At 49.5% G+C, this 25,662-nt stretch carries 21 protein-coding genes; 17 read left to right on the plus strand and 4 right to left on the minus strand.

Going from position 1 to position 25,662, the window contains the following annotated elements; all coding sequences use genetic code 11:
- Positions 1-35 precede the first annotated feature (35 nt).
- Positions 36-1,016, minus strand: a complete 981-nt coding sequence (locus G516_RS0112340; protein ID WP_028293452.1) for an IS110 family RNA-guided transposase — start codon at positions 1,014-1,016, stop codon at positions 36-38.
- Positions 1,017-1,868: 852 nt separating this feature from the next.
- On the opposite strand from G516_RS0112340, the gene G516_RS0112345 reads away from it, so the two are divergent.
- Complete coding sequence (locus tag G516_RS0112345; RefSeq protein ID WP_084645036.1) at positions 1,869-2,576, plus strand: transglutaminase-like cysteine peptidase; 708 nt, start codon at positions 1,869-1,871, stop codon at positions 2,574-2,576.
- A gap of 65 nt (positions 2,577-2,641) precedes the next feature.
- On the plus strand, positions 2,642-4,630 hold the full coding sequence (locus G516_RS0112350) for a bifunctional diguanylate cyclase/phosphodiesterase (protein ID WP_084645037.1): 1,989 nt from the start codon (positions 2,642-2,644) through the stop codon (positions 4,628-4,630).
- A 498-nt stretch (positions 4,631-5,128) separates the two neighbouring features.
- Here the strand turns inward: G516_RS0112350 and G516_RS22305 are convergent, their stop codons facing one another.
- The 3 genes from G516_RS22305 to G516_RS0112365 all read right to left on the minus strand — a co-directional run bounded on the left by G516_RS22305 (position 5,129) and on the right by G516_RS0112365 (position 7,884).
- On the minus strand, positions 5,129-5,794 hold the full coding sequence (locus tag G516_RS22305; protein ID WP_051219387.1) for a metallophosphoesterase: 666 nt from the start codon (positions 5,792-5,794) through the stop codon (positions 5,129-5,131).
- A 21-nt stretch (positions 5,795-5,815) separates the two neighbouring features.
- On the minus strand, positions 5,816-7,159 hold the full coding sequence (locus tag G516_RS22310) for an O-antigen ligase family protein (protein ID WP_051219389.1): 1,344 nt from the start codon (positions 7,157-7,159) through the stop codon (positions 5,816-5,818).
- A gap of 188 nt (positions 7,160-7,347) precedes the next feature.
- Positions 7,348-7,884, minus strand: a complete 537-nt coding sequence (locus G516_RS0112365; protein ID WP_028293921.1) for a hypothetical protein — start codon at positions 7,882-7,884, stop codon at positions 7,348-7,350.
- Between the two features lie 857 nt (positions 7,885-8,741).
- On the opposite strand from G516_RS0112365, the gene G516_RS0112370 reads away from it, so the two are divergent.
- From G516_RS0112370 to G516_RS0112440, 15 genes are all read left to right on the plus strand, one after another.
- Complete coding sequence (locus G516_RS0112370) at positions 8,742-10,529, plus strand: SLC13 family permease (RefSeq protein WP_211225110.1); 1,788 nt, start codon at positions 8,742-8,744, stop codon at positions 10,527-10,529.
- Between the two features lie 17 nt (positions 10,530-10,546).
- Positions 10,547-11,179: an adenylyl-sulfate kinase gene (cysC, locus tag G516_RS22315; RefSeq protein WP_084645038.1), complete on the plus strand. Its 633-nt coding sequence runs from the start codon at positions 10,547-10,549 to the stop codon at positions 11,177-11,179.
- A complete protein-coding gene (gene cysQ, locus G516_RS22320; RefSeq protein ID WP_051219390.1) occupies positions 11,163-11,984 on the plus strand; it encodes a 3'(2'),5'-bisphosphate nucleotidase CysQ in 822 nt (273 codons plus the stop codon). The genes cysC and cysQ overlap by 17 nt, the downstream gene beginning before the upstream one ends.
- A 252-nt stretch (positions 11,985-12,236) precedes the next feature.
- Positions 12,237-13,148 (plus strand): sulfate adenylyltransferase subunit CysD, encoded by a 912-nt coding sequence (cysD, locus tag G516_RS0112385; protein WP_028293923.1) that lies wholly within the window; start codon positions 12,237-12,239, stop codon positions 13,146-13,148.
- A gap of 681 nt (positions 13,149-13,829) precedes the next feature.
- Positions 13,830-15,236, plus strand: a complete 1,407-nt coding sequence (cysN, locus tag G516_RS22325; protein WP_036536307.1) for a sulfate adenylyltransferase subunit CysN — start codon at positions 13,830-13,832, stop codon at positions 15,234-15,236.
- A complete protein-coding gene (locus G516_RS0112395) occupies positions 15,199-16,269 on the plus strand; it encodes a glycosyltransferase family 4 protein (RefSeq protein WP_084645039.1) in 1,071 nt (356 codons plus the stop codon). Before cysN ends, G516_RS0112395 begins: the two co-directional genes overlap by 38 nt.
- Position 16,270: 1 nt before the next feature.
- Positions 16,271-17,161, plus strand: a complete 891-nt coding sequence (locus G516_RS0112400; RefSeq protein ID WP_084645040.1) for a sulfotransferase family protein — start codon at positions 16,271-16,273, stop codon at positions 17,159-17,161.
- On the plus strand, positions 17,154-18,413 hold the full coding sequence (locus G516_RS0112405; protein ID WP_028293926.1) for a hypothetical protein: 1,260 nt from the start codon (positions 17,154-17,156) through the stop codon (positions 18,411-18,413). Before G516_RS0112400 ends, G516_RS0112405 begins: the two co-directional genes overlap by 8 nt.
- Positions 18,406-19,035 carry a hypothetical protein gene (locus G516_RS0112410; RefSeq protein WP_028293927.1) on the plus strand — a complete coding sequence of 210 codons (630 nt, stop codon included), beginning with the start codon at positions 18,406-18,408 and terminating at the stop codon, positions 19,033-19,035. Before G516_RS0112405 ends, G516_RS0112410 begins: the two co-directional genes overlap by 8 nt.
- Entirely contained in the window at positions 19,025-19,465 is a 441-nt protein-coding gene (locus G516_RS0112415; protein WP_036536277.1) for a glycosyltransferase family protein, read from the plus strand. Before G516_RS0112410 ends, G516_RS0112415 begins: the two co-directional genes overlap by 11 nt.
- On the plus strand, positions 19,462-19,929 hold the full coding sequence (locus G516_RS22330) for a glycosyltransferase (protein ID WP_051219391.1): 468 nt from the start codon (positions 19,462-19,464) through the stop codon (positions 19,927-19,929). The genes G516_RS0112415 and G516_RS22330 overlap by 4 nt, the downstream gene beginning before the upstream one ends.
- Positions 19,930-20,943 (plus strand): acyltransferase family protein, encoded by a 1,014-nt coding sequence (locus G516_RS0112425; protein ID WP_028293929.1) that lies wholly within the window; start codon positions 19,930-19,932, stop codon positions 20,941-20,943. It begins immediately after the preceding gene.
- Between the two features lies 1 nt (position 20,944).
- On the plus strand, positions 20,945-22,225 hold the full coding sequence (locus G516_RS22335; protein WP_084645041.1) for an oligosaccharide flippase family protein: 1,281 nt from the start codon (positions 20,945-20,947) through the stop codon (positions 22,223-22,225).
- Positions 22,218-23,726, plus strand: coding sequence for a mannose-1-phosphate guanylyltransferase/mannose-6-phosphate isomerase (locus G516_RS0112435; RefSeq protein WP_281168037.1), 1,509 nt, complete (start codon positions 22,218-22,220; stop codon positions 23,724-23,726). Before G516_RS22335 ends, G516_RS0112435 begins: the two co-directional genes overlap by 8 nt.
- 65 nt (positions 23,727-23,791) lie before the next feature.
- The gene (locus G516_RS0112440; RefSeq protein ID WP_028293931.1) at positions 23,792-24,958 is read left to right on the plus strand and encodes a nucleotide sugar dehydrogenase; all 1,167 of its coding nucleotides are present in this window, start codon (positions 23,792-23,794) and stop codon (positions 24,956-24,958) included.
- The last annotated feature ends 704 nt before the right edge of the window (positions 24,959-25,662 follow it).

Here is a 25,662-nt window from a genome sequence, read left to right on the forward strand (position 1 = left end):
TGTAGATACCATCTCTCCTAACCGTCCTCAAGAGGCTAAATGGCCACCTGAGGACGGTATTCGCTTTGATGTTTCACAACACCAAAACAAATCTGGACCAGCTTTCGCATCGCGGCGCCTATTGCCTGCATTTTGCTTTTTCCGTTCTTCAGCAAGCGTTCGTATTGCGCCCTAATGTCCGGATTATGCTGGATCGATGTCACCGCTGGCATGTACAACTTGGCTCGTATTTTCGGCGAACCCTGTTTGCTCAAGCGGCTTTTTCCTCTCCACGTTCCAGACTCCTGGATTCGGGGGATTAAGCCAATATAAGCCGCTAACTGACCTGCCTGCTGGAACGATCGGCCATGTATCACACTGAGCATGGTCCGCGACACAACCTTTCCTACTCCCGGGATGCTCTCCATCAAAGCCCGGTCTTTTTTCAGCTGTGGGTGGCGATCGATGTGGTCATCGATATCACTCTCCAGGCGTTTCTTCTCAGTCTGTAACTGTTCGATCAGGATATGAAGTGACTTGATGACTCGCTCTGAAGCGCGATTGAACTCGGCTTTTTCAAGACGGTTTTGTGAGCGCTGAATATCTTTCTCCAGAGCTTCAATATGACCGTTCAAAGCCTTGAGTTCTCTGGCCTCTGGAGGTTCTGGCTGCCACGGATCAGGCTTAATAAGATAGCCGTACTTCGCTAGTACGACGCTGTCTTTTGCGTCGGTTTTATGGGTGTTGCCAAGGCTGTTGGCAAACTCTTTGGTGCGGGCGGGATTTGCCACGCAGACCCGAACACCTGCTTCAAAAAGTGCGTAGGCCACGACTTCGTGATAGATGCCGGTGGCTTCCATCACAACTAAAATTTCGTTGGGATCAGTGCTGACATTCTTGCTCAGCCACTGAACCAGTGCTTTATGACCTGAGCTGGTGTTGTCGTGCTTCTTGCTTTTGATTTTTCCTGTCGCGGGATCTCGCAACCAGGTGCAATCCAATTTGGCTTTGCTGACATCAATACCGACGTAGTGCATCTCTCATTACCCTTGTCCATTCAGCGTCACTGTCGAGCAGGCGCTTGGATACCATTCAATGTGTAGAGAAATCAGAACCCGGGAGTCAATCTACAAAGCGGCATCAAAGTGCCAAGGTCCGATTCAACTTCACCGGGTTCTGTGGAACCTTTAGTAGCTAACCAAAGATCCCTGGAGAGATACAAGGTCGGATAAGCTTGCGCCATCCGACAAGGGGACGGCCCAAACACGTCAGATGGCAGACGCTTCGCGTCTTTATCGGAGCTGCATTATTTATCGGGCCTGCGTTATCAGGCCCACATCTCGTGCTGCCCATCGGCAGCAAGCTACCTCCTATCTCCATGTAGGTTGGGCCACGCCCAACAAAGTGCAGGAAAGCCAGCTCCTACGGATTCGTCCTGTGTAGGTCGGATAAGCTTGCGCCATCCGACAAAGGGACGGCCCAAACACGTCAGATGGCAGCCGCTTCGCGTCTTTATCGGAGCTGCGTTATTTATCGGGCCTGCGTTATCAGGCCCACATTTCGTGTTGCCCATTGCCAGCAAGCTACCTCCTACCGCCATGTAGGTTGGGCCACGCCCAACAAAGTGCAGGAAAGCCAGCTCCTACGGATTCGTCCTGTGTAGGTCGGATAAGCTTGCGCCATCCGACAAAGGCACCGCAAAAACACGTCAGATGGCAGCCGCTTCGCGTCTTTATCGGAGCTGCGTTATTTATCGGGCCTGCGTTATCAGGCCCACATCCCGTGCTGCCATCGCCAGCAAGCTCCAAAATCCCGTCTATATTTAATGCATCTCCAACGATTCGTGGTGGCGTGCTGCTGCGTTGCATACACGGGATGTATTGCTTTTCATGTCGACTCCTTCCGCTTCCAGATTTCCGCAGTTCCCGGTGTTGTGGCGTCAAATCGCCATAGGCCCGCTGCTGCTGGGTCTGGCGGCACCTTTGCTGCTGGTGGCGGATGCCAATAACGCGGTGCCGGATTTACTGATTGAATCCGCTGAAAGCGAGTACGGTCGCAAGGCAATGTTCCGAATGGAACGCTGGCGCGACCTGATGCTGGATTTGGCCGATGAACAGGACGAAAGTGAGGTCATAGAGCGTGTGAACGACTTCTTCAATGCCGAAATCCCCTATATCAGCGACATCAAACACTGGAAAGTAAACGACTACTGGGCCACTCCGTACGAGTCGTTGGGCACCTACGGCGGTGACTGCGAAGACTATGTCATCGCCAAGTTCTATTCGTTGCTGAAGCTTGGCATCGATCCTCAAAAGCTCAGGTTCAATTACGTAAAAGCACTGGATTACAACCTGGCGCATATGGTTTTAACCTATTACCCGCAGCCGGATGCCATGCCGCTGGTGCTGGATAACCTCAAAAAGTCCATAGAACCCGCCGATCAGCGCACGGATTTGAAGCCGGTTTACAGCTTCAATGCCATTGGTTTATGGCTGGACCAGGAAAAGGGCCGAAGCAAGAATATTGGCTCGGCTAACAAGCTGTCGCGCTGGACCAACTTGCGCGTGCGCATGTCGCGGCTTGGCATGGATATATAGGCTTGGATAGATAGAAATGGATATTTGGGTACGGATATTTAGCTCATGAAACAAGGATTCACGTCATGACCCTCAGACAACAATTTTCAATGCTGACCACCGTACTGGTGATCGTGCTGCTGATGGGAAGTCTGGTGTTGTCCATCATCAATGGCCGCGATGCCTTTGAACAGCAGCTGAATGCGCGGGCCTACGACGCCGCAACCTCGTTGGCGCTGGCGATGTCGCAGGTGCCGAATCAGGACGAAGTCGAGCTGTCGCGCCAGATTGATGTGCTGTTCGACCGCGGCTTCTTCTCGGACATCACCTTCACCGACGTGCATGGAAACCAACTGTACCGTCGTGAACATCAGGCATTGGCGCATCAGCCTGCGCCGGGGTGGTTCCGCAGCCTGGTGTCGTTCAATCTGCTACCTGCTGAAACCGACGTCACAACCGGCTGGACCCGTATGGGAACAGTGTCTGTCAGCAGCCACACCGACTTCGCCTACCGTGACCTCTGGAACATGATTCAGGATCAGGCCATCTGGTTTATGGCGGTGCTGGTGGTGTCATTGGTGGCGTTGCAGCTGCTACTGCGCTGGTTGTTCAAGCCGGTGGCCGAAGTGGAAGACCAGGCGCTGGCCATTTGTGATCGCCAGTGGCGTGTGCTCGACAACATTCCCAACGTGATTGAACTGAAAAACATGGTGCTGGCGATGAACAAAATGGTCATCAAACTGCAAACCATGTTCAACGAACAGTCAGAAACCACCGAGCGGCTACGACAGGAATCGTTTGCCGACGAGCTGTCAGGCATGCAAAACCGACGCGGGTTTGACCAGCGGCTGGAATACCTGCTGCGCTCCAACGAAGAGCATTGCGGCCTGTTGATGCTGATGCAAATTGAAGACTTCGCTGACTACAACCAGCGCGAAGGCCGTAAAGCGGGGGATGAAGTGATCGTGCTTACCGCCGACAGCGTGCAGCAGTGGCAGCAGGACTATGGCAACAGCTTTAGCGGCCGTCACGCCGGGGCGGACTTCACGGTATACGTGCCGGTGGCCAACCGTGCCCATGCCGATGAACTGATACAGCACTTCTATTCGCACATGGCATCCACCGCGCTGAGCCAACGAATTGGGCTGGCATTTCATGTCGGCGGGGTTTTCCTGCAAGGCCAGCAAGATACTCTGAGCAGTGCGTTAATGCGTGCCGACGAAGCCCTTCGCCAAGCCCAACGCCACCCGCGCGGTCGGGCGCTGTTGTACTACCAGGACTACGGCAATACGGCAGAACTGAGCGCCACTGAATGGTCGGAGCTGCTGAAAAACATCCTGCGAGAAGAAGAACTGGAACTGCAATACATGCCGGTGGTGCGATCCACTCAAGGGCAGTTTGAACTTCAGCAGCTGGAAGTGTACAGCCGGGTGAGACACCGTGGCGAACTGATTTCCGCAGCGCGATTCTGGCCCATGGTCGAACAACACCAAATGGCAGCGGCGTTTGATATCACTGTTATTCGCAAAGTCATGGAGGCGCTGGACAGCGGCGAACTGTGCAAGGCGGGGCGAGTGTGTATTAACCTGTCACCTGCGTCTGTGCTGGATCGGGCCTTCCATGAAGACGTTATGCACCTGCTGAAACAACACCCGGAAGCAGGCCGCAAACTGGCGTTCGAATTGCCGGAATACAGCATTGGTGATGTTGAAACCCAGCTGCAAGACCTCGCTCATGAAATCCTGCCAGCGGGCGTGGTGTTTGGCGTCGACCAGGTGGGCACCGGCACCGCGGCGTTTTCCTACATGCAGCGGCTACCCATTGAATACGTGCGCATCGACGGAAGCCTGAACCGAGGGTTGTTCGACGCCCAGGATCAGCGATTCTTCACCCAATCCATGGTGCACATTGGCCACAGCCTTGATTTGATGGTGTTCGGCGAAGGGCTGGAACAGGGCGTGGATGTAGACGAACTGTACCGCAGCGGCATCGACGGTGTGAGCGGTTACTTCTACTGCAAACCACAGCCATCCATCACCGCCGTGGCAGAATGGAGCGCAGGATTTGGGGTTTAATGCGGGCCGGATCTGCGGGCCAGCGTTCGGAGTGCCGCACCACCGCTGAGCCTATGGTTTTGCGCATGTAGGGTGTGCACCGCGCACCTTGTAGGTTGGGCCACGCCCAACATTTGCAGGAAGCCACTCATACCCATTTCCGGGAGCGCGGGCCGCTGGCCCGCTTTTAATACGGAAGAGACATTCGACACCAAGGCCAATCGCAGGCAAGCCTGCTCCTACATACCACACATGCGGACGGGCCGTCGGAATACCGCATCACCGCGTTCCCAGAATGTATTAGCGGAACGCGTAATACATCAGAAAGCGCTACGGAATTCACCCGTTGTAGGTTGGATAAGCTCGCGTAGCGAGTGCCATCCAACACGGGCCTCGTCAGATGGCAGCCGCTTCGCGTCTTTATCAGACCTACGTTCGATTTAGTTCGGCATACCGTATTGACCATAGGCAGAAAGCTACCTCCCACAGGCCAACCCACCACCTATGCCCAATCGGGGCTTACACCAATTCCTTGATGATAAAATCGTTGCCCTTGTACGCGCCGCGGTCGATGTAAATACGGTTGCCCAGTACCAGCTCGCCTTCTTCGTACACATTGTGGCCGTGCAAAATCCAGTCTATGTCTTTTACCACGTATTCCGCGCGTTTCTGAAAACTGGCCCGTGACCAAATGGTGCGCATGGCTTCGTCTTCGTCCAGATCTTCCACGTCGTTCCAGCTTTCGTATGGATAATCGGCGTGAATAATGCCGTAGCGGGTACCGGATTTGGCGGTTACTTCAATGGCCAGCGGCAGGTTTTCAATCTTGTCGAACCATTCAGGCCACTGAGCAGGAGAGGTGCTGGCGATCCAGTCGCCGCCGTGATTCAGCCAGGTCATGCGATGTTCGCTGTGCTTGTACTTCATGGCACTGACCATCAACTGCTCGTGGTTGCCTACCACAGAATAGAACCAGGGCTCGTCCAGCAGCGCCAACGCCTGGACCGATTCCGGGCCGCGGTCGATCAGGTCGCCAACGCAAATCAAACGGTCTTTGCTGCGATCGAACGCCAGTTGCTCAAGCTGTTGGTTCAGCTTGGCAACGTTGCCGTGAATATCACCAACGGCAAAGTCACGGCCTTCGGTGTTGATAGGGAGCTTCTGTAAAACGGCCTTGATCTTCATACAACGTCACACATCAAATTACTAAACCATCGCCTTGCGGCGTGAAGAACGCTTCTTGCCCGAGCGGGAAGATTCGTGCGGCAACCAGCGGGCAATGTTGGCCATCGCAAGCAGGAACACAAACAAATACGCATTGGCAGGCACCTGCAAGTTAAAGTCGACCACCGAATGAATACCGATGGAAATCAGCCCCATGGTGGCCGCAAACCCCATGCCTTTCATCAGGTCGCTGCGGCGGCTGCGCATTGCCATAATGGCATTCCACAAACAGGCCAGCACCACCGCCAGCATGGCCAAAAATGCCGGTGCCCCAAATTCTGCCAGGAACTGCAAATAGTCGTTGTGGGCGTGGTTGTAGATAGGCTCCGCCGTTACATCCAACGACTTATACTCGGGAAAACGGAAGTAGTAAGTACCTGCACCTATGCCCTCGATGGCATTGTCTTCCCACATATGGAACGTATCGCGGGATACTTCGTCACGGCTTTCGGTATCAGAACTGGTCTTTTGCAGGCGCTCGGCAACCTTATCGACCCCAAAGAAGGTACCGACAATGGCAATATCAATAATCAACAAGCTGGCCAGCAACACGGTGGTCGACTTGCTTTTATTACGCATCAGCAACAAAGCCAGTGCACCGGCAATCATCATGCTGGCAAAAAATGCGGTGTTGCCCATACGAGAGCGGGTCATCACCAGAGCAATCACCATAATGGCCAGCATCAATCGCAGCACCACCTTGCTACTAAGCAGCATCTGCACCATCTGGCGTATACGTTGACGCAAGCTGCCGTGGTAAGTGGTCGAAAGCGCCATCAAAAAGCCAATACCCAGCGCCAGCGCCATTTCAAAATATCCAGCCACGTGGTTACGGCTGACGAAAGTACCTGTAACCAACCCCTGGTAAGTCCATTTTTCGAGGAAAAAGCCATACTCAAGCTTGGTCATCACCATCATGGCGCCGTAAAACGCCTGAAAGGCCGCGGCAAAAGCAATGGTCCACACCGCTCGACGAATCCGTTCCTTGTTCGTCAGCATCAGCAGCGTCACCATCATAAAGGCGGTGTAGCCAAGGCCCTTCAGAAAATACATAAAGGTATCGTACGGGGTTTTGGACACCCACAGCATCTGAGCTGCGACCCACGCCTGCACTAGTAACAATACGCCCCACATCCAGCCTGCTTTCACAAACGCAACCGGCACTGCTGCTGTAGCTTTCTGGCTGGTGGATCTCAGGGCCAATGACTCAGCCAGCAATAATCCAAGGCTGGCGGCGGTGTACAGTGGCCATGCCCAGTCGGTATAGCCACCAAAGGGCAGCGGCATGACAAACAAAAGGGTCAGATACAAAGACCAGCGAGACATAAATCCATTTTCCAAAACAGACAATAACACCTGCGAGAGTATGCCAGATGCATCAGCAGGAAGGGGCTGTGTAATGAGCAGTCGCGAAGAATTTTTAACGGCCGGGCATTCAGACAGGTCTGTGCCATACGGCAGATACAAAAAAGCCCGGACAAACCGGGCTTTTCAGCAATTTCAGAAAACTGAAATTAAACGCCGCTGATCACTACAGGAGTAGTGTTGGTTGGCACTGTAACTACTGGAGTCAAAACTGCAGGAACAGTTTCTGCAGGAGCTTCCTGAGTAGTTTCAGCAGCAACTTCAGCAACTTCAGCAGTTTCACCAGCAGCGGTGTTACCAGCTACGTCACCAAAACCAGCATTTACCAGAGCAGCAGTAGCTACGCTGTTAGCGGCAGTAGCGTCGTTACCGGTAGCAGCAGCAGCATTGGTAGCAGCAGTAACGATAGAAGCAGCAGAAATGGTGCCGGTGCCAGCGTTGGCAACAGCAACGTTAACTACAGCTTCAACAGACATACCAGCGTTCATGGCAGCAGCCATGGCGCTTTCAACGGCAGCTTCGTCACCGGATTCAACAGCAGCTTTAATAGCAGCTTCGTTTTCTGCAACACAGGAAGCGTCACAAACGGCTTCTGCAGCGGCATCAGTAGCTTCAACAGCTTCGTCAGCGGCGTAGGCAGAAACGGAGGCAAGTGCGATAGCCGCACCCAACAGAATCTTGCGCATGGTCGTAATCCCTAAGAAATATGAGAACACTGATAGTGTACCCCCTATGCAACAATCAGAAAACTGGGGTTACAAAATATTTAGTGAATTTGCTGTGACATTTTTACGACTTTCGGCGTGAATCCATCACCAATCAGTCGATTGTCGGACAAAGCATGGCCTCTGCCATCATCGCATGATTGAAGTTTGGGCCACGCCCAACAACTCGCAGGCAAGCCAGCACTTACGGCCCGATGGTTTTTCAAATGTGGGAGTGAGCTTGCTCGCGAAGAATCCATCGGCAGCAAGCTGCCTCCTACAAAACCGCATGATTGTAGGTTGGGTCGAGCCCAACAATTCGCAGGCAAGCCAGCTCCTACGGCCCGGTGGTATTTCAAAAAATGGGAGTGAGCTTACTCGAGATGAATCCATCGGTGGCAATCTACCTCTCACAAAACCTCATGACTGCAGGTTGGGCCGCGCCCAACAAATCGCAGGCAAGCCAGTTCCTACGGCCCGATGGCATTTCAAATGTGGGAGCGAGCTTGCTCGCGAAGAATTTATCGGCAGCAAGCCACCTTCCATAAAACCGTATGGCTGCAGGTTGGGCCGAGCCCAACAAATTGCAGGCAAGCCAGCTCCTACAGCCCTATAGGCTTTCAAATGTATCGGAGTTCTGCACTAAAAATCCCTGGCACCAAGTATTTAATGAATCAGAAAATAGCCATTAAGCCTGTATGCAATGTCTGGCAGGTTTAAGTTTGGTTACAAAGCCTTACAGCCGTGGAGGTTTGCGCTGTATTCAGGCAGAATTGCGCTCTTGTTTGATGGTGAAGCGGTGTGTTCCATCAGAACCGCTTGAAAATGGAAATGTGTCAATGGAAATGGATGCGTCAGCAGCGTTTTCTTACTACATCGTTGCTTTAACGCTGGTCAGTGTTCTGGGTGCCTTGGCTCTGAACCTGTATTCCGCAGAAAAACTCTTTGTGGCTGGTTTGGCCGTGATTCTTGTGGCCGGTGTACTGGATGCCAATACTCTGTTCACAGGCTTTGCTAATCCTGGCATTTTCACCATTGCCGCCCTGTTTGTGGTGGTGGGCGGCCTGCGTGAATCCGGTGCCACGCAGCTTCTGCGTCGTTATCTGGTGGGGTCGCCTAAAAGCCAACGCGCCGCGGCGGCTCGTGTCTTACCCGTTACCACCTTGCTGAGCGCAGTGGTCAATAACACCCCTGTTGTCGCCATGTTCGTTACTTTGCTGCAAAGCCAAAGTAAACGCTTCAATATCCAACTGTCTGGCATACTGCTGCCGGTTAGTTATGCCTCTGTTATCGGTGGCACTTGTACTCTGATTGGCACCAGCACCAACCTGGTGGTGGATGGCATGGTTCAGCAGCGTGGCCTTCCGGGGTTGGGGTTGTTCGATATCGCTTGGGTAGGCGTTCCAATTGCTGGCGCAGGCTTGCTGTACATATTCCTGTTTTCCAAATGGCTGTTGCCGCATCGTGAAGGCTCTTCTGAGCAATTCGATCAGGTTCGTGAATACCTGGTGGAAATGATTATTCAGCCGGGCAGTGAACTTGTGCGGAAATCCATCCATGATGCCGGTTTACGTAATTTACCGGGTTTGTTCCTGGTCGAAATTGAACGTGAAGGCCAAATCATTTCAGCGGTGCGTCCACGGACTGTTATGGAAGAAGGGGATCGGCTGGTGTTTGCCGGTAGCCCGGAATCCGTTATGGAGTTGCGTAATATCCATGGCCTTGCACTGGCTAATGACCAGCGCTTTAAATTGGATGGTAGCCGCTCCGACCGGCGTTTGTTTGAAGCCGTGTTGTCGCCGTCAAACCCGATGGTTGGTCAGACCATTCGCGAATCCCGTTTTCGGCATCGTTACAGTGCGGTTGTGTTGAGTGTGTCTCGTCATGGTCAGCGCTTGCGCGGTAAGTTGGGTGACCTTGTTCTGAAAGAAGGCGATACCTTGCTGGTGGAAGCTCAAAAAGGCTTCCTGATGCGTCACCGCAACAGTCGGGACTTCTTGCTGGTTAGTAAACTTGGCAATCCAGCGGTGATGGACGAAAAACAGGCCAAGGTGTCGTTGGCTATTTTCGCCCTTATGCTGCTTGCATCGGGTTCCGGCTTGGTGGGGATTCTGGAAAGCTCAGTGGTGGCTGCCATCAGCATGCTTGTTTGCCGTTGCATTAGCTACGAAGATGCTGGTAAATCCATCGATTACCCCGTCTTGCTGGTTGTTGCGTGTGCATACGGCGTTGGCTTGGCCGTTCAAAAAGTAGGCCTGGCTGACCAAATCGCAACGGGCTTGCTCACCCTGGCAGATTCACCACTGACGGCATTAATAGCCGTATACGTAGCAACGGTGGCGTTAACAGAGTTAATGACAAACAACGCCGCAGCAATTGTTATGTTTCCCATTGCCATGAGTGTCAGCAGCAGCCTTGGCGTTAACTATGAAGCCTTCGTCATAGCGATTATGGTAGCTGCGTCCGCCAGTTTCATGACACCTACCGGATACCAAACCAACCTGATGGTAATGGGGCCGGGAGGTTACAAATTTGCCGATTATCTTAAATTTGGAGCGCCACTCAGCTTGACGGTCGCACTGATCAGTTGGTTAGTGATTCCAGCCGTTTGGCCGTTCACAGGATGAACCCTTAAGGAGTTATCGTGAAAAACGACAATATCGTTTGGCACAATCACGAAGTGGATAAATCCATCCGCTCATTTATGAAAAAGCAACGCCCCTGCTTGCTGTGGTTTACCGGCTTAAGCGGCTCGGGCAAATCGACTATTGCTGGTGCAGTAGAAAGCATTCTGGCAGAGCGGTTGCATCACACCTACTTGATGGATGGTGACAATGTACGTCATCGCTTGTGTGGTGATCTGGGCTTTTCCGAAGACGACCGCATTGAGAACATCCGTCGGGTTGGTGAAGTCGCAAACCTGATGGTCGACGCTGGCCTGATTGTACTTACGGCGTTCATTTCTCCGTTCCGCAGCAATCGCGAAATGGTCCGCGAAATGCTTGGTGACGGTGAATTCATCGAAGTTCATATCGACACCCCAATTGAAGTATGTGAAGGCCGTGACCCTAAAGGGCTATACCAAAAGGCCCGTGCCGGTTTGATCAAAGACTTCACCGGAATCGACTCGCCATACGAAGCGCCGGACAACGCCGAAATTCGCATTGTTAACCACAATATCAGCGTAAAAGAAGCCGCTCAGCAGGTTATTGACTACCTGGATCGCCACGGCTATCTGAAACCAACAAAAGGAGCTTCTGATGCCGTCATTGGTTGATCAGGTTGTCGCCATCGCACGCCAGGCTGGTGATGCGATCATGGAAATTTATGAAACTGACTTCGAAAAGTACGAAAAGAGCGACGCCAGCCCTTTGACCGAAGCAGACCTGGCAGCGCACAAACTTATTTGCGCAGAACTGGCCAAAATCAGTGAGTTTCCAATTCTGTCGGAAGAGTCTTCCAAAGACGAAATTGAATGGGAAAACCGCAAGAACTGGAACACCTTCTGGATTGTAGATCCGCTGGATGGCACCAAGGAATTCATCAAAAAAAGCGGTGAATTTACCGTTAACATCGCCTTGGTGAGCGAAGGCAAAGCGAAGCTTGGCGTGGTGTACTGTCCACCATTGAACCGCATGTACTTCGCTACGGAAGAGCAAGGGGCTTTCCGCCAAGACGCCGATGCCGAGCCGGTGAAACTGCAAGTAGCATCCGAGCCTCAAGGTGACGCCAACTGGAACGTAGTTGGCTCCAAAAGCCATGGTGCCGAAGCACTGGCTGCTTTTAGTGAGCAGTTGGGTAATGTGAACCTGGTATCCATGGGCAGCTCCTTGAAACTGTGCATGGTGGCCGACGGTCAGGCACACCTGTACCCACGCCTGGCGCCTACTTGCGAATGGGATACCGCGGCAGCACAAGCCATTGTTGAGCACGCAGGTGGCAAAGTACTTACCCCATCGCTAGAACCGCTGTTGTACGGTCAGAAAGAAGATCTTCTGAACCCGTTCTTTATTGTATGTGCCACCCAAAATGAACGTTGGGGCAAGGTGTTTACCGAACTGGCAACGCCAGCAAACGCATAAAGACGCTTGTGGGGATGGGACATGCCCCATACGTACGGCCTAGCCGGATAAAACGGTAATGGCCCGTAGGTTGGATAAACGAGCGCAGCGAGCGCCATCCAACACAGCAGCTTGCGCATTGGGCCTAACCGAATGGCACGGCCAAAAGATTCCATGCGTTGCGCGCCTCTGTGCGCACAAACGTACAAAAGCATTTGAATTGAAATAAACGCGCTGGACACTGGTTCTAAACCTCCGGCAAGGGAATTGATCATGAACATCAGCAAAAAACGCCTGACGCATCTGAAACAGCTGGAAGCTGAAAGCATCCACATCATTCGTGAAGTAGCTGCAGAATTCGATAACCCTGTAATGCTTTACTCTGTGGGTAAAGATTCGGCTGTGATGCTGCACCTGGCCGCCAAAGCATTCTACCCAGGTACGCCTCCATTCCCGCTGATGCATGTGGATACCACCTGGAAATTCCGCGAAATGATTGAATTTCGTGACCGCAAAGCCAAAGAGCTGGGCATGGAACTGCTGGTACACACCAACCAGGAAGGCGTTGCTCAAGGTATTGGCCCATTCACCCACGGTTCGTCTGTGCACACCGACGTGATGAAAACCCAGGCGTTGAAGCAAGCACTCGACAAATATCAATTCGACGCTGCTTTCGGTGGTGCCCGTCGGGACGAAGAAAAATCCCGCGCCAAAGAGCGTGTTTACTCCTTCCGCGACAAAAACCACCGTTGGGACCCAAAAAACCAGCGTCCAGAATTGTGGAACACCTACAACGGCCGCATTAACAAAGGCGAAAGCATCCGCGTATTCCCGCTTTCCAACTGGACAGAACTGGACATCTGGCAGTACATCTACCTGGAAAACATCGAAATCGTTCCACTGTACTACGCCGCAGAACGCCCGGTTGTTGAACGCGACGGCATGCTGATTATGGTCGACGACGACCGCATGCCAGTGGAACAAGACGAAATTCAACACAAAATGGTCCGCTTCCGCACGTTGGGCTGCTACCCACTGACCGGTGCGGTGGAATCTGAAGCGGCAACCCTGCCAGAAATTATTCAGGAAATGCTGCTCACCACCACATCCGAACGCCAGGGCCGTGCGATCGACCACGATTCCGCGGGCTCAATGGAAAAGAAAAAAATGGAAGGCTACTTCTAACAAACAAGCAGAAAGCTTGCTTTGCATACAAACGGTTGTGGGAGCGGGTTTGTATCCAACGAGCTATGCAGGGTGTACAAAACGTAGGAGCTGGCTTGCCTGCGATAGGCTGGCAATTGCGCAAGATCGGCAATTGATGGGCACCAGTGCCCATCCTATCTATATGCCTGTCGGCGGTAGCTTGCTGCCGATGATGTAACCTGCTTCCGTTAAACCCTGTGGAAGCAGGCTTGGCATTGCGGTAAAGGCATCGGTGCGCATTACGCAGCCTACAATCGCCAAAAACATAACCGTTCGGCACAAAGCCCGTAGGTTGGATAAGCGAGCGCAGCGAGTGCCATCCAACACAGCAGCGCTGGTTTGTAGGTTGGGCCTCGCCCAACAGCCTTTACTTAGGATGTATTAGCGGAACGCGTAATACATCAGAAGCAAGCGAATGTACTGGTGCGCATTACGTACGCACCCTGTAAGGCTGCTCTCTTACCGGGAGCGCGGGCGGCCCGCCCGCAATAAAACGTAGCGCCACCAACAACAGCGAAAAAATTTAAGGGCCTGCTCGCGTACAGCACCAAACGCGCAGTCCCAAACGAAACAACACCGGTTTGCCCCACATCGGCCAAACCGAAACAAATTTAATGTATGGATACTCCAGCCCCGCTGGAATGGACAGAAGGTAAAAAAATGGCTCACGCATCAGATATGATCGCCGACGACATCCTCGGCTACCTGAAACAACACGAAGAAAAAGACATCCTGCGCTTTCTGACTTGCGGCAACGTAGACGACGGCAAGTCCACCCTGATCGGTCGTCTGTTGCACGACTCCAAACTTATCTTCGAAGACCAGCTGGCAGCCATCAAAAAGGACTCCCAGAAATTCAACACCACCGATGAAGAGTTCGATCTGGCACTGCTGGTAGACGGCCTGCAATCCGAGCGTGAGCAAGGCATCACCATCGACGTTGCCTACCGCTACTTCAGCACCGACAAGCGCAAATTCATTATTGCCGACTGCCCGGGGCACGAACAGTACACCCGTAACATGGCCACTGGTGCTTCCAGCTGCGACGTAGCAGTGATCCTGATTGATGCCCGTAAAGGCATTCAGACCCAAACCCGTCGCCATAGCTACATCGTATCTTTGCTGGGCATCAAAAACGTAATCGTTGCCGTCAACAAAATGGACCTGGTGGACTTCAGCGAAGACGTATTCAACCAAATCAGTGCCGACTATCAGGCCTTTGCTGCAAACCTGGGCTTCAAAAACATCTACCCGGTTCCGCTGTCTGCCCTGAAAGGCGATAACGTAGTAGACCGCAGCACCAAATCCGATTGGTACACCGGCCCAACGATGATCGAATTGCTGGAAAGTGTTCAAGCCAGCAACGAATTGGCCGAACAGTTCGATGGCTTCCGCATGCCAGTGCAATACGTAAACCGTCCAAACCTTGATTTCCGTGGTTTCTGCGGCACAGTAGCAGCGGGTGAACTTCAGCCAGGCGATACCATCACTACACTGCCATCCGGTAAGCAATCCAAAGTTGCACGTATAGTGACTGCCGACGGCGATCTGGACCTGGCCGTCGCAGGCGAAGCCATCACCATTACCCTGGAAGATGAAATCGACATTTCCCGTGGCGACATCATCTACACCGGCAAAGCGCCACTGTTTGGCGATACCTTTACCTCCGAGCTGGTATGGATGCACGAAGATGCCCTGCAAGTAGGCAAGGAATACCTGTTCAAAGCAGGCACCAAAAGTGTGTTTGGCAAAGTAACCGCCATTCAGCACCGTGTTGATGTAAACACCATGGAACACATCACAGCAGAACAACTGCAACTGAACGAAGTGGGCCAAGTGACCGTAGACTTCAACAGCGCATTGGCGCTGGACGAATACAATCAGGTTGCTGGCACTGGCAGCTTTGTAGTCATCGATCGCATCAGCAACGTCACCATTGGCGCCGGTATGGTTCGTAGCCTGGAAGAGCAAGGTGCTCAAAAATCCATTGCCGATATGAGCTACGAAGAACGCTTGGCGGCGTTTAACCGTGAAGTTGAAGTTTTGGCGCGTAAGTATTTTTCTTGATGGGCTTGCATCAGTGAAAGTATTAATTGTTGCTAACCTGTATCCAACGGAGCAAAAGCCCCACTTCGGAACGTTTGTGCGGAGTTGCTATGAAGGTTATCTGGATCAGGGGATAGATGTAGATTTAGCTGTTCTGAAAAAGGGGGGAGCCATCGGTTATCTCGCTTTCTACTGGGCAGCTTTTTCGAAGCTGCTGTTTGGACGATATGACTATGTGCACGTGCACTATGTCAGTCATTCGGTTGCGCCAGTTCTTATGGCCAGAATCTTCAAGAAGGTCAAGGTTCTATTAAATTTCCATGGAAGTGACGCCTTTCCAGAGGCCTTTGAAAGTAAGCGAAGAGCATCTTTGAAACGATGGATAAATCAAAAAGCGCTTGATAATTCATGGTTGACGATCGTTCCAAGTGAATACTTTAAACGTAAGATGATGTCAGCCTACTCTTTGAAGGACGTATTTGTTTCTCCATCTGGTGGAGTAGACCCAAAAAAATTCAAATACAACTTTGTACATCGAAAATCGGTGCTGTTCGCTGGTCGTATGATTCCCGAAAAAGGCGCTGTTGTTGCTGCCAATGCGGTTAGGGAGAATCAGAAACTTATTGAAGAAGCATGCTTCATTGGCGACGGTCCTGATTTATCAGATGTTAAAAAGTTGCTCTCGGAGGTTAGTGTCGAATTTAAGGGACTACTTCCCCACTCCGAACTGGCAGATCAAATGTCCAGACATCAGATTTTTTTATTCCCTAGTACCCGTGAAGGGGAGTCTTTGGGTTTGGTTGTTGTCGAGGCAATCTTTGCAGGAATGATACCGTTGGTGATCGACAATGGTGCTGTCAGGGAAATTATACCTGAGCGATTAACGGCATTGTTGGTGGTCTCTTCTAGTGCTGAACTCGCTGAATCACTAACTAACTTGTTACACTTGAGTGATATGGCACTGCTTGATATCAGTTCCGAGTTGATTAGATTTGCTGAAGTTAAATATGGCTCTCTGGAAGTAAGCAGAGCGCTCTGTGCGAGGTTGGTTTGATATGCCAAATTTCTTTATATTGGGTTTTACTAAGTGTGCTACAACAAGCATATATGACGCCTTGTCGCGCCACCCAGATGTATCAGCTCCAAGAGTAAAAGAGCCTCATTTTTACTTTTCACGTATACATGGCTCTGATTTTACTGGGCCTGCTGATGATCATACGGTTAATCAAATGTTTGTCACCGATATTGATAACTACAATAGCCAGTATGACTACAGTAAGAAAATTCAAGTTGATGGTTCTGCGATGTCAGTAGAAAGCCTTGAAACAATGCGACTTATCGCTGAGGAAAACCCAGAGGCAAAAGTGCTTATAATGTTGAGGGCGCCTCTGGGACGGTCTTTTTCTGCTTACTCTCATATGGTTAGAGATGCTAGAGAAAAATATAGTTTTCGAGATGCTATATCTAAAGAGCTTGAAGGAAAGAAAGAAGGATTTTTACCTATATGGATGTATATTGACTCGAGCCGGTACTCGGAAAGGGTCAGGGTTGCAAGGGAGCTATTTGGTGATCGGCTTATGATAGGTCGATATGAAGACTATATAGGAAATCCGTTTGAATTTATGGATTCGGTATCAGGGTTTTTGGGAATTGATTCTATCGATTGGAAACTGGAGCACTCGAATAAGTCTGGAGTTCCGAAGTTTAAAATTCTACAGAGGATTATTCAGAGGGATTCTCCTTTAAAACGTCTTTTCGTTCGCCTATTTCCTCGTAAACAGGTGGCGGAACTGAAAAAATACATCATGGAATTGAATCGGGGGGATAAGCCAAAATTGAAGGAGGAAGATGCGGATTATTTGAAAGTTTTGTTGGCAAATGAAGCGGGGAAGTGTGATGAACTTGAGATTAGAGATAAAAATGTAGTTAAGGACTATTATGCTTAATCTCAGCGCTGGAATCAGCTCCCTCAGAACTTTATGTCTACTGCTTTTCTTTCTGGAAGTCATATCTGCATTTTTTCGGAAGATTTCGCCAGGCTATTATTCGTATTTTGATTCATTTGAGAAGCTTTTTGTTGTCGTTTTTTTGGGGGCGTTTTTTTATTTTTACGGGAGTTTTAATCGGAGCTTGAAGTTCTCTTTTGCTCTGTACGTTCTCTATGTGATCGTCGGTAGCGCTACCGCTTTAAGCAATGGTGTATCCATAGGGATTGTTGCATTTCAAATATTTCATGAGTGTAAGTACTTTGTTTTTTTCTATGTGGCGGTTTTTCTGAGTTGCCATCAGGTTGACAATGATGGGCGAGAAAAAGCATTTTATAAATTTTGCTTTTTGATCTTACTATTATCGATCGCACTTTATATTTTCAGAGTTTTGGAAACGGGACTTTATGAAAATTTATTTAGTAACGGTGGTCACCACGAGAAGGGCTACATAGGGAATTTCGTTTTAGATAGGGCCGCCGGTGTTTTCTGGCACCCAGCTCAGCTTGGATTTTTTGCTTTATTTAGTTCGGTGCTATTTTTGCAAAGACTGACAGGTGAAAGCTCTGAAAGAGGCATTGCGCTATCCGGGCTACTTCTTTCAATGTTGTGTTTGTTAATATCAGTACAGCGTCTCGAGGCCGCTGTTATGTTCTGCTCTTTTCTCTTATGTTGCTGGAAATATACATTTCGAGAATCTGATTTCAGAGGCGGGGCATTGCTAGGTGTTAATCTCGGTTTTTTTGTTATTTTCTCCACCGTCTTTGTTGCTGTCTACGGTTTTACAGAAAATGTTTATATTTTTCTTGATGAGGTTTCTTCTCCGCGAGCGTTGATATTTCAGGAAGCTTTGTATGTTCTTCAGGGGAATTTCTTTAATGGCGCTGGCTGGGGTGTAGTTGGTAGCCATGCAGCGGCTGACCTTACAGAATCCTATTACTACACGGATTTATTAGATACTTGGTGGTGGCAAGAAAGAAAGTTCTTATATGACACCTACTGGCCTCATGTTTTCGGTGAAACCGGCTTGTTAGGGGGAGTTTTTCTTATTTCATCTATGGCTGTTTTGATATTAAGTGTTAAATCATTTTGGGTTCGACTATTAGTGCTGGTGTTCTTTATTACGGGTTTGTTCTCTTCTAATATGCAGTCTGTTTTCTTTTTGGTGCTAGCTCTTAACTTTATGATTTTCATAGGAGGTCGGCGTGTTTGATTGTGTGGCTGATATAGACAGTCAAATAGTGTGCTTTTCTCCTTCTTCTGGTGCTCTTAGAGGCATCAAGGAATTATGCTGTGGTGGGGCGCATAAGGACGAGAGTCGAGCCGATCTTACTAGGAATGGTCTGGTCTTGGAATCATATTTAGGAAGAACGGAGCTGGTTACTGAGAGGCTTCCTTTGCTAGATGATATTAATATTCGATTTGATTTTTCTATAGATCATTTGGTGGAAAGAAGTTCGATTTTTCAGATTATTTATTATCAGCCTCCCTGTTTTAATCAAGGCAATTATCAGTTGGTGTCGGATAATGGTGGGTTGTCTTTTATCGCTAGAAATTTGTATGGTGCTTCTGATTCTGAATACTACCTTTCGGATTATGAGGAGGGGGTAGAATATACTTTGAAGGTTTCTGCGAGCTTTTCTATAGTCGACGGGTATTTCAATCTGAAGCTTTCTAGCGGTGATGAGGTGCTCTTTGATAAATCCCTTGTTGAATCTGGTTCTACTGGTGTTGATTGTCCTTTAGGTCCATATGTGAAAGCAGGCCCTTATGGGAATATTAAGGATGGTGCTGTGATGACCGTTCATGGTTTAGAGGTTTATTATGCGAAATAAAAAGGTACTAGCTATAGCTTCTCAAGGTGGTCACTTAGTCCAACTTCTTAGGATTAAGCCTCTTTTTGAGGAGTATGATGTTACTTACTCCTCAAATATAAATTCTTATAAAGGGATTGAAATGGAGAAGGTTGTTGATGCTAATATGAGTAATAAATTCAAGCTTTTTCTTCAGTTCTTTCAAGTGGCTTGGTTGATGTTGCGTTTACGCCCGGATGTTGTAGTAACAACAGGTGCTTCAGTAGGTTTTTTTGCTATTTTAGTTGGTAAGTATTTAGGAGCAAAAACTATCTGGATCGACAGTATTGCCAATTCAGAAGAGTTATCACTTTCTGGAAAGAAGGCTAGAGCAATTGCTTCACATACTTATAGCCAGTGGGAGTCTGTTGCCCAGGCTGAGAATGTTGATTACATAGGTAATGTATTATGATCTTCTTGTCCGTTGGTACTCAGCTGTCATTTGACCGGTTAGTCCGTTGTGTTGATGAGTTTGTTGAGTTAAACCCCGATATTGAAGTCTATGGTCAGATAGGTAGAGGCGGGTATGTACCAAGAAACTTTGAATTTTGCGATTTCCTAGGCTCGAGAGAATATGAAAGAATTTATGCTGATGCGAATCTTGTCATTGCGCATGCAGGAATGGGGACTATTTTAAGTTGTCTTGCAGATTCTAAGCCGATGGCCCTTATGCCAAGACGCCATGCTTTGGGTGAGCATAGAAATGACCACCAAGTAGCGACTATGAATAATTTTTCTCAATATGGAGCTTGCCAATTTTTTGAAACAGTTTCTGAGTTAGAAAGGATCTGTTCCAACCCTATTATGGAGTCATCTTTGGGGAACTCCTTTGCAAATAGTGAGTTTATCGATAATCTAAGGAAGGTTATAGGGTAAATGTATCTGGGTTATATTCATAGTTTTCGTGGTTTGGCGATAGTTTATGTCGTTTTGGGGCATTGCTTTGCACTATCCGGAGTCTCAGACGACTACTGGGGGGTATGGTTTAACGTTATTTCAGGTGGTACGGTTCTCTTTGTCTTTATATCTGGCTACCTATTTGAATATGTATTTTGCAATAGGTTTAACTATCGGGTTTTTATAAGGAAGAAATTCCTACATGTTTTTGTTCCTTATGTGTTCATGTCTGCGCCTGCTTTGTTGTATGTTCTTTGGAAAAATGAATCGACTTATTTTCCCTCTTATAGTGATTATGGTGAGATGGCGAGTTATGCGGCGAGTTATTTTTTTAATGGTAGGATGATAACTGGGTACTGGTTTGTTCCATTTGTTTTTGTTGTGTTTCTACTAGCTCCTGTTTGGCGGTTTCTGGCATCTTTTGAATATGTTCTTGTTGTTCTTTCAGTTGTAGGTGTATTTCTTGCTTCAATTGTTCATCGCCCTTATGGAAATATAGGGGTTTTTCATAACTTGGTATACTACCTTCCTGTTTTTTGGGTCGGTATGGTTGTGTCTAAGAAATCTGATTCATTAAACTCTTTTTTTTCTGATTATTGGTGGGTTTTTTCTTTAGGGGTGGTCCTTCTCTTGCTTGTTCAAACTTGGGGGCAGGGTCATCTGGGGCAATATAGAAAGAGTTTTTTTGAGTACTCGGGTTTTGATCTTCAGATATTTCAAAAACTATTCGTTTGTTTCTCTTTAGTTGGGCTTCTTCAGGTGTGTTCGTTGTTTGAGCGTTTTTGGGGCTTTTTGGCCGATAACAGTTTTGGTATATACTTTGTTCATGTTTATTTTGTTTTCTTGTTGAAATATGCTTTTGAATTTTACGAGGTTTCTGGTTGGTTGGCGTTTGGATTGGGGTTTGTTTTTTGTATGCTAGCATCTTTATTGGTTGTTGTTTCTGCAAAGGGGGTTTTTGGTAGGTACAGTCGATATATAGTAGGTTCCTAATATGGGTATTAGAGTCGGCGCTGTTTTTGCCAAAGCTGTTCAAACTGCTGTTGTAAGAGTGTTTGCGATACTGACATCTTTCCTTGTTACTATTTTGGCAACCCGAGGCCTTGGCGCGGAGCAAGCGGGTTATTTTCTGCTGGGTTTTACTCTGGTAACGGCACTTTCTACGTTTTTACGACTCGGGTTGGATAACGTGCTGGTGCGTGCATTTGGCGCAGATGGCATGTCCAAGGAGCCATTGAACACCTTTGCTTATGCTTTGCGCTGGGCAGCTGTGGTGGCATGTGCAGCGGGTGTTCTGGGGTGTGTATTTTCCAGTGCCATCGCCCTGCACGTGTTTGGTAAGCCGGAGTTTGCAGATGCCTTGTTCTGGATGATGCTGGCGTTACCTTTGGTGGTGTTGTTTAACCTTTGTTCCTTTGCTTTTCAGGGGCTGCATCGGGTGGTGGCGGCTACCTGGTTTCAGCAGTTGGGTGCGGGTTTTGTGTTCGTGCTTCTATTTGCTCTGGTTTGGTGGCAGCAACCATCGTGGTTGAGTTCTGGCAATGCTGCCTTGCTGTTTTTTGTGGCTGCCTTGCTAGTTAGCGTTATGGCCGTTGTTTTGTGGATGCGCCAAAAAGAATCCAGCATCCCCGCATTAGGAGGAAAATGGAAAAACGCGGAGCTGTGGGAGTCCAGCTCTAACCTGTGGGCGGCGGCAAGTATGAGTTTGCTGGTGCAGTGGTCTGGGGTCCTGATTGCGGGGGCGCTTATTGCGTCTTCCGAACTGGCACATTTGTCAGCGGCGCAGCGCACGGCGAATATTACATCGTTTGTGCTTATGGTTGTGAATATGGCTGTTGCTCCTCGTTATGCTCGGTTGTGGAAAGAGCAAAAGCTGGATGAACTGCGTCAGTTGGCACGTATTTCTACCCGTGCCATGATCGCCATGGTATTGCCTGTTGTGGCCATTATGCTGGTCTTTCCCGGGTTTATTCTAGGTCTGTTCGGTGAAGGGTTCGAACAGGGAGCGTTACTGCTGAGTATTATGGCTATTGGCCAATTTATTAACGTAGCGACCGGCTCTGTTGGTTATTTGCTGAATATGAGCGGCCATGAAAAAGATATGCGCCGGGTGACCATGTTTGCAGGCCCATTGACCATTATTTTGGCGTTTGTGTTAACCAGTGAATTTGGTGCTGTTGGTGCTGCTGCGGCTACCGCGATTGGTGTGTCTGTTCAGAATTTGGGTGCACTGGCGATGGTAAAACGACGTTTGGGGTTCTGGCCCATTGGATAAGTCGGCTGGTTCTGGGCCTGTAATTTGCCCGGTGGTTCTCTCTGGCGGCCCGGGCACTCGCCTGTGGCCGCTTTCTCGCGCCTCCTACCCCAAGCAGTTTTTGAATTTGTTTGGGGCGCATTCTCTTCTGTTACAAACCTTCAGCCGTCTGGGCGGGTTGCCTATCTCGTCGCCACTGGTGGTGTGCAATGATCAACACCGATTCTTGGTGGCAGAGCAACTGCGAGAAAGCGGCATGGAGGCGTCTATTTTGCTTGAGCCGGTTGGTCGCAATACTGCGCCTGCGATTGCTGTTGCTGCTATGCAGCTATTGGAATCCGTAGAGCCATGCGAAGTACCTTTGATGCTGGTTTTACCAGCTGATCACAACATTGAAGATGTTGAGACTTTTCATCGCGCCGTGCTTTCTGTTATCCCCGCCGTGCAGTCCGGAAAGATTGCAACACTGGGTATTGTTCCGGATTCAGCGAATACCGGGTTCGGCTACATCCGCGCTAATACCTGCGTTGAAAGTGCTGACTGCTCGGTGTTTTCTGTTGCTGAATTTGTCGAAAAGCCAGATTCTGAAACCGCTAAAAGGTACGTGGCTGATGGTTGCTATTACTGGAATAGCGGCATGTTTTTATTTCGAGCCGATGTTTATTTAACCGCTTTGAAAAGGTTTCGTCCGGATATTTATTCTGCCAGCTTGGCGGCTTTTGGGGGTGCATCTGCAGATCTGGATTTTATTCGGCTGGATAAGCAGGCGTTTGAAGCCTGCCCGTCTGAATCCATCGATTATGCCGTTATGGAGCCTTTGTGCACTTCTGATCCTGATGCTGTGATTATGGCGCCATTGTATGCCGGGTGGAGCGACGTTGGTAGTTGGAATGCCTTGTGGAGCCTGGCAGATAAAGATGAGAACGGTAATGCAACTTTGGACGCTAGTGGCCAAGGCGTAGATGCCGCAGGAATATTGTCGCGGCCAAGTGTCGTAATGGAGCAGTCATCCAATTGTTTTATTGCTCATCAGCAGCGCCTTGTCACTGTATTGGGTTTGGAAAATGTCGTGATCGTCGATACCGACGACGCCTTACTGGTTGCGCACAAGGATAAAGTTCAGGACGTTAAGCTTATCGTAGAGAAGCTCCATTCACAGGGGGCTCCAGAGCTTGATAGTCACCGACGAGTGTATCGTCCATGGGGGCGTTACGATTTGATAGGTGAGGGTGAGCGGTACCAGGTCAAGCGTTTGGTCGTGCGGCCAGGCGGTTGTTTGAGTGTTCAGTTGCACCATCACCGTGCTGAACATTGGGTGGTCGTTTCTGGTACTGCTCGCGTTACCAATGGTGATAGCAGTTATCTGGTTAGCGAAAATCAGTCCACTTATATCCCCATCGGCCAGATTCATGCATTGGAGAACCCGGGGGATGCAGAGCTGGTGCTGATTGAAGTCCAGTCTGGCTCTTATTTGGGTGAGGATGATATTGTTCGCCTTAAGGATTTGTATGGGCGAGCGTAGTTGTTAGGTGTTCTATTCGCTTTGACTGTTGGCTTTGCTTTATTGATAGTTTCAGGAATTTATTTATGAAAATTGCAGTTGCAGGGACGGGTTATGTTGGTTTGTCCAATGCGGTCTTGTTGGCTCAACATAACGAAGTAGTGGCACTGGATATTGTTCCAGAGAAAGTGGACATGCTGAATCGACGCGAGTCGCCGATTGTGGATGCGGAAATCGAAGAATATTTTGCAAACCACGATCTGAACTTGCGTGCCACCTTGAACAAGGAAGAAGCGTACGTCGGTGCTGAGTTTGTGGTTATTGCCACGCCGACCGACTACGACACGGTTAATAACTATTTCAATACGCGTTCTGTTGAAGCGGTAATCAAAGACGTGATGGCCATCAACCCGAATGCGGTGATGATTGTTAAGTCGACCATTCCGGTTGGTTACACTCAACGTATTAAAGAAGAGTTTGGCAGCAGCAATATTATTTTCTCGCCAGAGTTTTTGCGCGAAGGTAAGGCGCTGTACGACAACTTGTATCCTTCTCGTATCATCATTGGTGAGCAGAGCGAACGCGCTGAGCGATTTGCGGGCTTGCTGCTGCAAGGTGCTATCAAGAAGGAAGTGGATACGCTGTTTATCGACTCTACGGAAGCGGAGGCCGTTAAGCTGTTTTCCAATACTTACCTGGCGATGCGTGTAGCTTACTTCAACGAATTGGATACCTACGCTCAAACCCACGGTTTGAACACTCGCCAGATTATTGAAGGCGTTGGTCTGGACCCTCGTATTGGTAACCATTACAACAACCCGTCGTTTGGTTATGGTGGTTACTGCCTGCCTAAAGATACCAAGCAGCTGCTGGCTAACTTCAATGAAGTACCGAACAACCTCATTCGTGCGATTGTGGATTCCAACAGCACTCGTAAAGACTTTATTGCCGACAGTGTGCTGGCTCGTAAGCCTCAGGTTGTAGGTATATACCGTCTTGTGATGAAGTCTGGTTCTGATAACTTCCGAGCTTCGGCGATCCAGGGGGTTATGAAGCGCATCAAGGCCAAAGGTGTTGAGGTTGTGGTGTATGAGCCTGTGTTGGAAGAAGACGACTTCTTCAATTCTCGGGTAATTCGTGACCTGGAAGAGTTCAAGAAGGTTTCTGATGTGATCATCGCCAACCGTCAGGATGAGGTGTTGGCTGATGTGGCTGAGAAGATCTATACCCGCGACTTGTTTGGTAAAGACTGAGTGTGTAGGGATGGGACATATCCCATCCGCTCAGTGAAGCCGGATATGTGTGCGTGGCCTAATAGGATGGGCCACGCTCAACCTTCGCAGGCAAGCCTGCTCCTACGTTACGAATATGCGGACGAGCCGTCAAAATACCGCATCACCGGGTTTCCAGATATGTAGGATGTATTAGCGGAACGCGTAATACATTGAAGCTGTGATGGCGCATGTGCCTCTATCGGCAGAAAGCTTCTGGGAGCGCGGGCGGCTCGCCCGCAATAATATGATCGCTACACCTCTCGGTTGAGGCATGCCTCAACCCTACAAATTATGCGCAAACGTTGCGTCTCTATCGGCAGCAAGCTGCTTCCCACAATGCATTTGTAGTGGGGTGGGCCACGCCCAACATTCGCAGGCAAGCCTGCTCCTACGTTGCGAATATGCGGACTGCCGTCGAAATACCGCATCAACCGGTTTCCAGATATGTAGGATGTATTAGCGGAACGCGTAATACATTGAAGCTGTGATAGTGCATGCGTATCTATCGGCAGCAAGCTGCCTCCCACAATGCATCTGTTTGGTAGGTTGGGCCATGCCCAACATTCGCAGGCAAGCCAGCTCCTACGTTGCGAATATGCGGACGGGAGTGCGGCCCCCCGACGGCTCGCCCGCAATAATATGATCGCTATGCGCTCCCGGCTCGCCCGCATATTTCTTGTAAG

Source organism: Oceanobacter kriegii DSM 6294 (assembly GCF_000422845.1).
Lineage (GTDB): Bacteria > Pseudomonadota > Gammaproteobacteria > Pseudomonadales > Oceanobacteraceae > Oceanobacter > Oceanobacter kriegii.

Coding starts and splice junctions, on each gene's coding strand:
- G516_RS22310 (WP_051219389.1), bottom strand. CDS start 7,159: ATGTCTCGCTGGTCTTTGTATCTGACCCTTTTGTTTGTCATGCCGCTG.
- G516_RS0112340 (WP_028293452.1), bottom strand. CDS start 1,016: ATGCACTACGTCGGTATTGATGTCAGCAAAGCCAAATTGGATTGCACC.
- G516_RS0112415 (WP_036536277.1), top strand. CDS start 19,025: ATGCGAAATAAAAAGGTACTAGCTATAGCTTCTCAAGGTGGTCACTTA.
- G516_RS0112370 (WP_211225110.1), top strand. CDS start 8,742: ATGGAAATGGATGCGTCAGCAGCGTTTTCTTACTACATCGTTGCTTTA.
- G516_RS0112425 (WP_028293929.1), top strand. CDS start 19,930: ATGTATCTGGGTTATATTCATAGTTTTCGTGGTTTGGCGATAGTTTAT.
- G516_RS0112440 (WP_028293931.1), top strand. CDS start 23,792: ATGAAAATTGCAGTTGCAGGGACGGGTTATGTTGGTTTGTCCAATGCG.
- G516_RS22335 (WP_084645041.1), top strand. CDS start 20,945: ATGGGTATTAGAGTCGGCGCTGTTTTTGCCAAAGCTGTTCAAACTGCT.
- G516_RS22305 (WP_051219387.1), bottom strand. CDS start 5,794: ATGAAGATCAAGGCCGTTTTACAGAAGCTCCCTATCAACACCGAAGGC.
- G516_RS0112405 (WP_028293926.1), top strand. CDS start 17,154: ATGCTTAATCTCAGCGCTGGAATCAGCTCCCTCAGAACTTTATGTCTA.
- G516_RS22330 (WP_051219391.1), top strand. CDS start 19,462: ATGATCTTCTTGTCCGTTGGTACTCAGCTGTCATTTGACCGGTTAGTC.
- G516_RS0112350 (WP_084645037.1), top strand. CDS start 2,642: ATGACCCTCAGACAACAATTTTCAATGCTGACCACCGTACTGGTGATC.
- cysN (WP_036536307.1), top strand. CDS start 13,830: ATGGCTCACGCATCAGATATGATCGCCGACGACATCCTCGGCTACCTG.
- cysD (WP_028293923.1), top strand. CDS start 12,237: ATGAACATCAGCAAAAAACGCCTGACGCATCTGAAACAGCTGGAAGCT.
- G516_RS0112345 (WP_084645036.1), top strand. CDS start 1,869: ATGTCGACTCCTTCCGCTTCCAGATTTCCGCAGTTCCCGGTGTTGTGG.
- cysQ (WP_051219390.1), top strand. CDS start 11,163: ATGCCGTCATTGGTTGATCAGGTTGTCGCCATCGCACGCCAGGCTGGT.
- G516_RS0112365 (WP_028293921.1), bottom strand. CDS start 7,884: ATGCGCAAGATTCTGTTGGGTGCGGCTATCGCACTTGCCTCCGTTTCT.
- G516_RS0112400 (WP_084645040.1), top strand. CDS start 16,271: ATGCCAAATTTCTTTATATTGGGTTTTACTAAGTGTGCTACAACAAGC.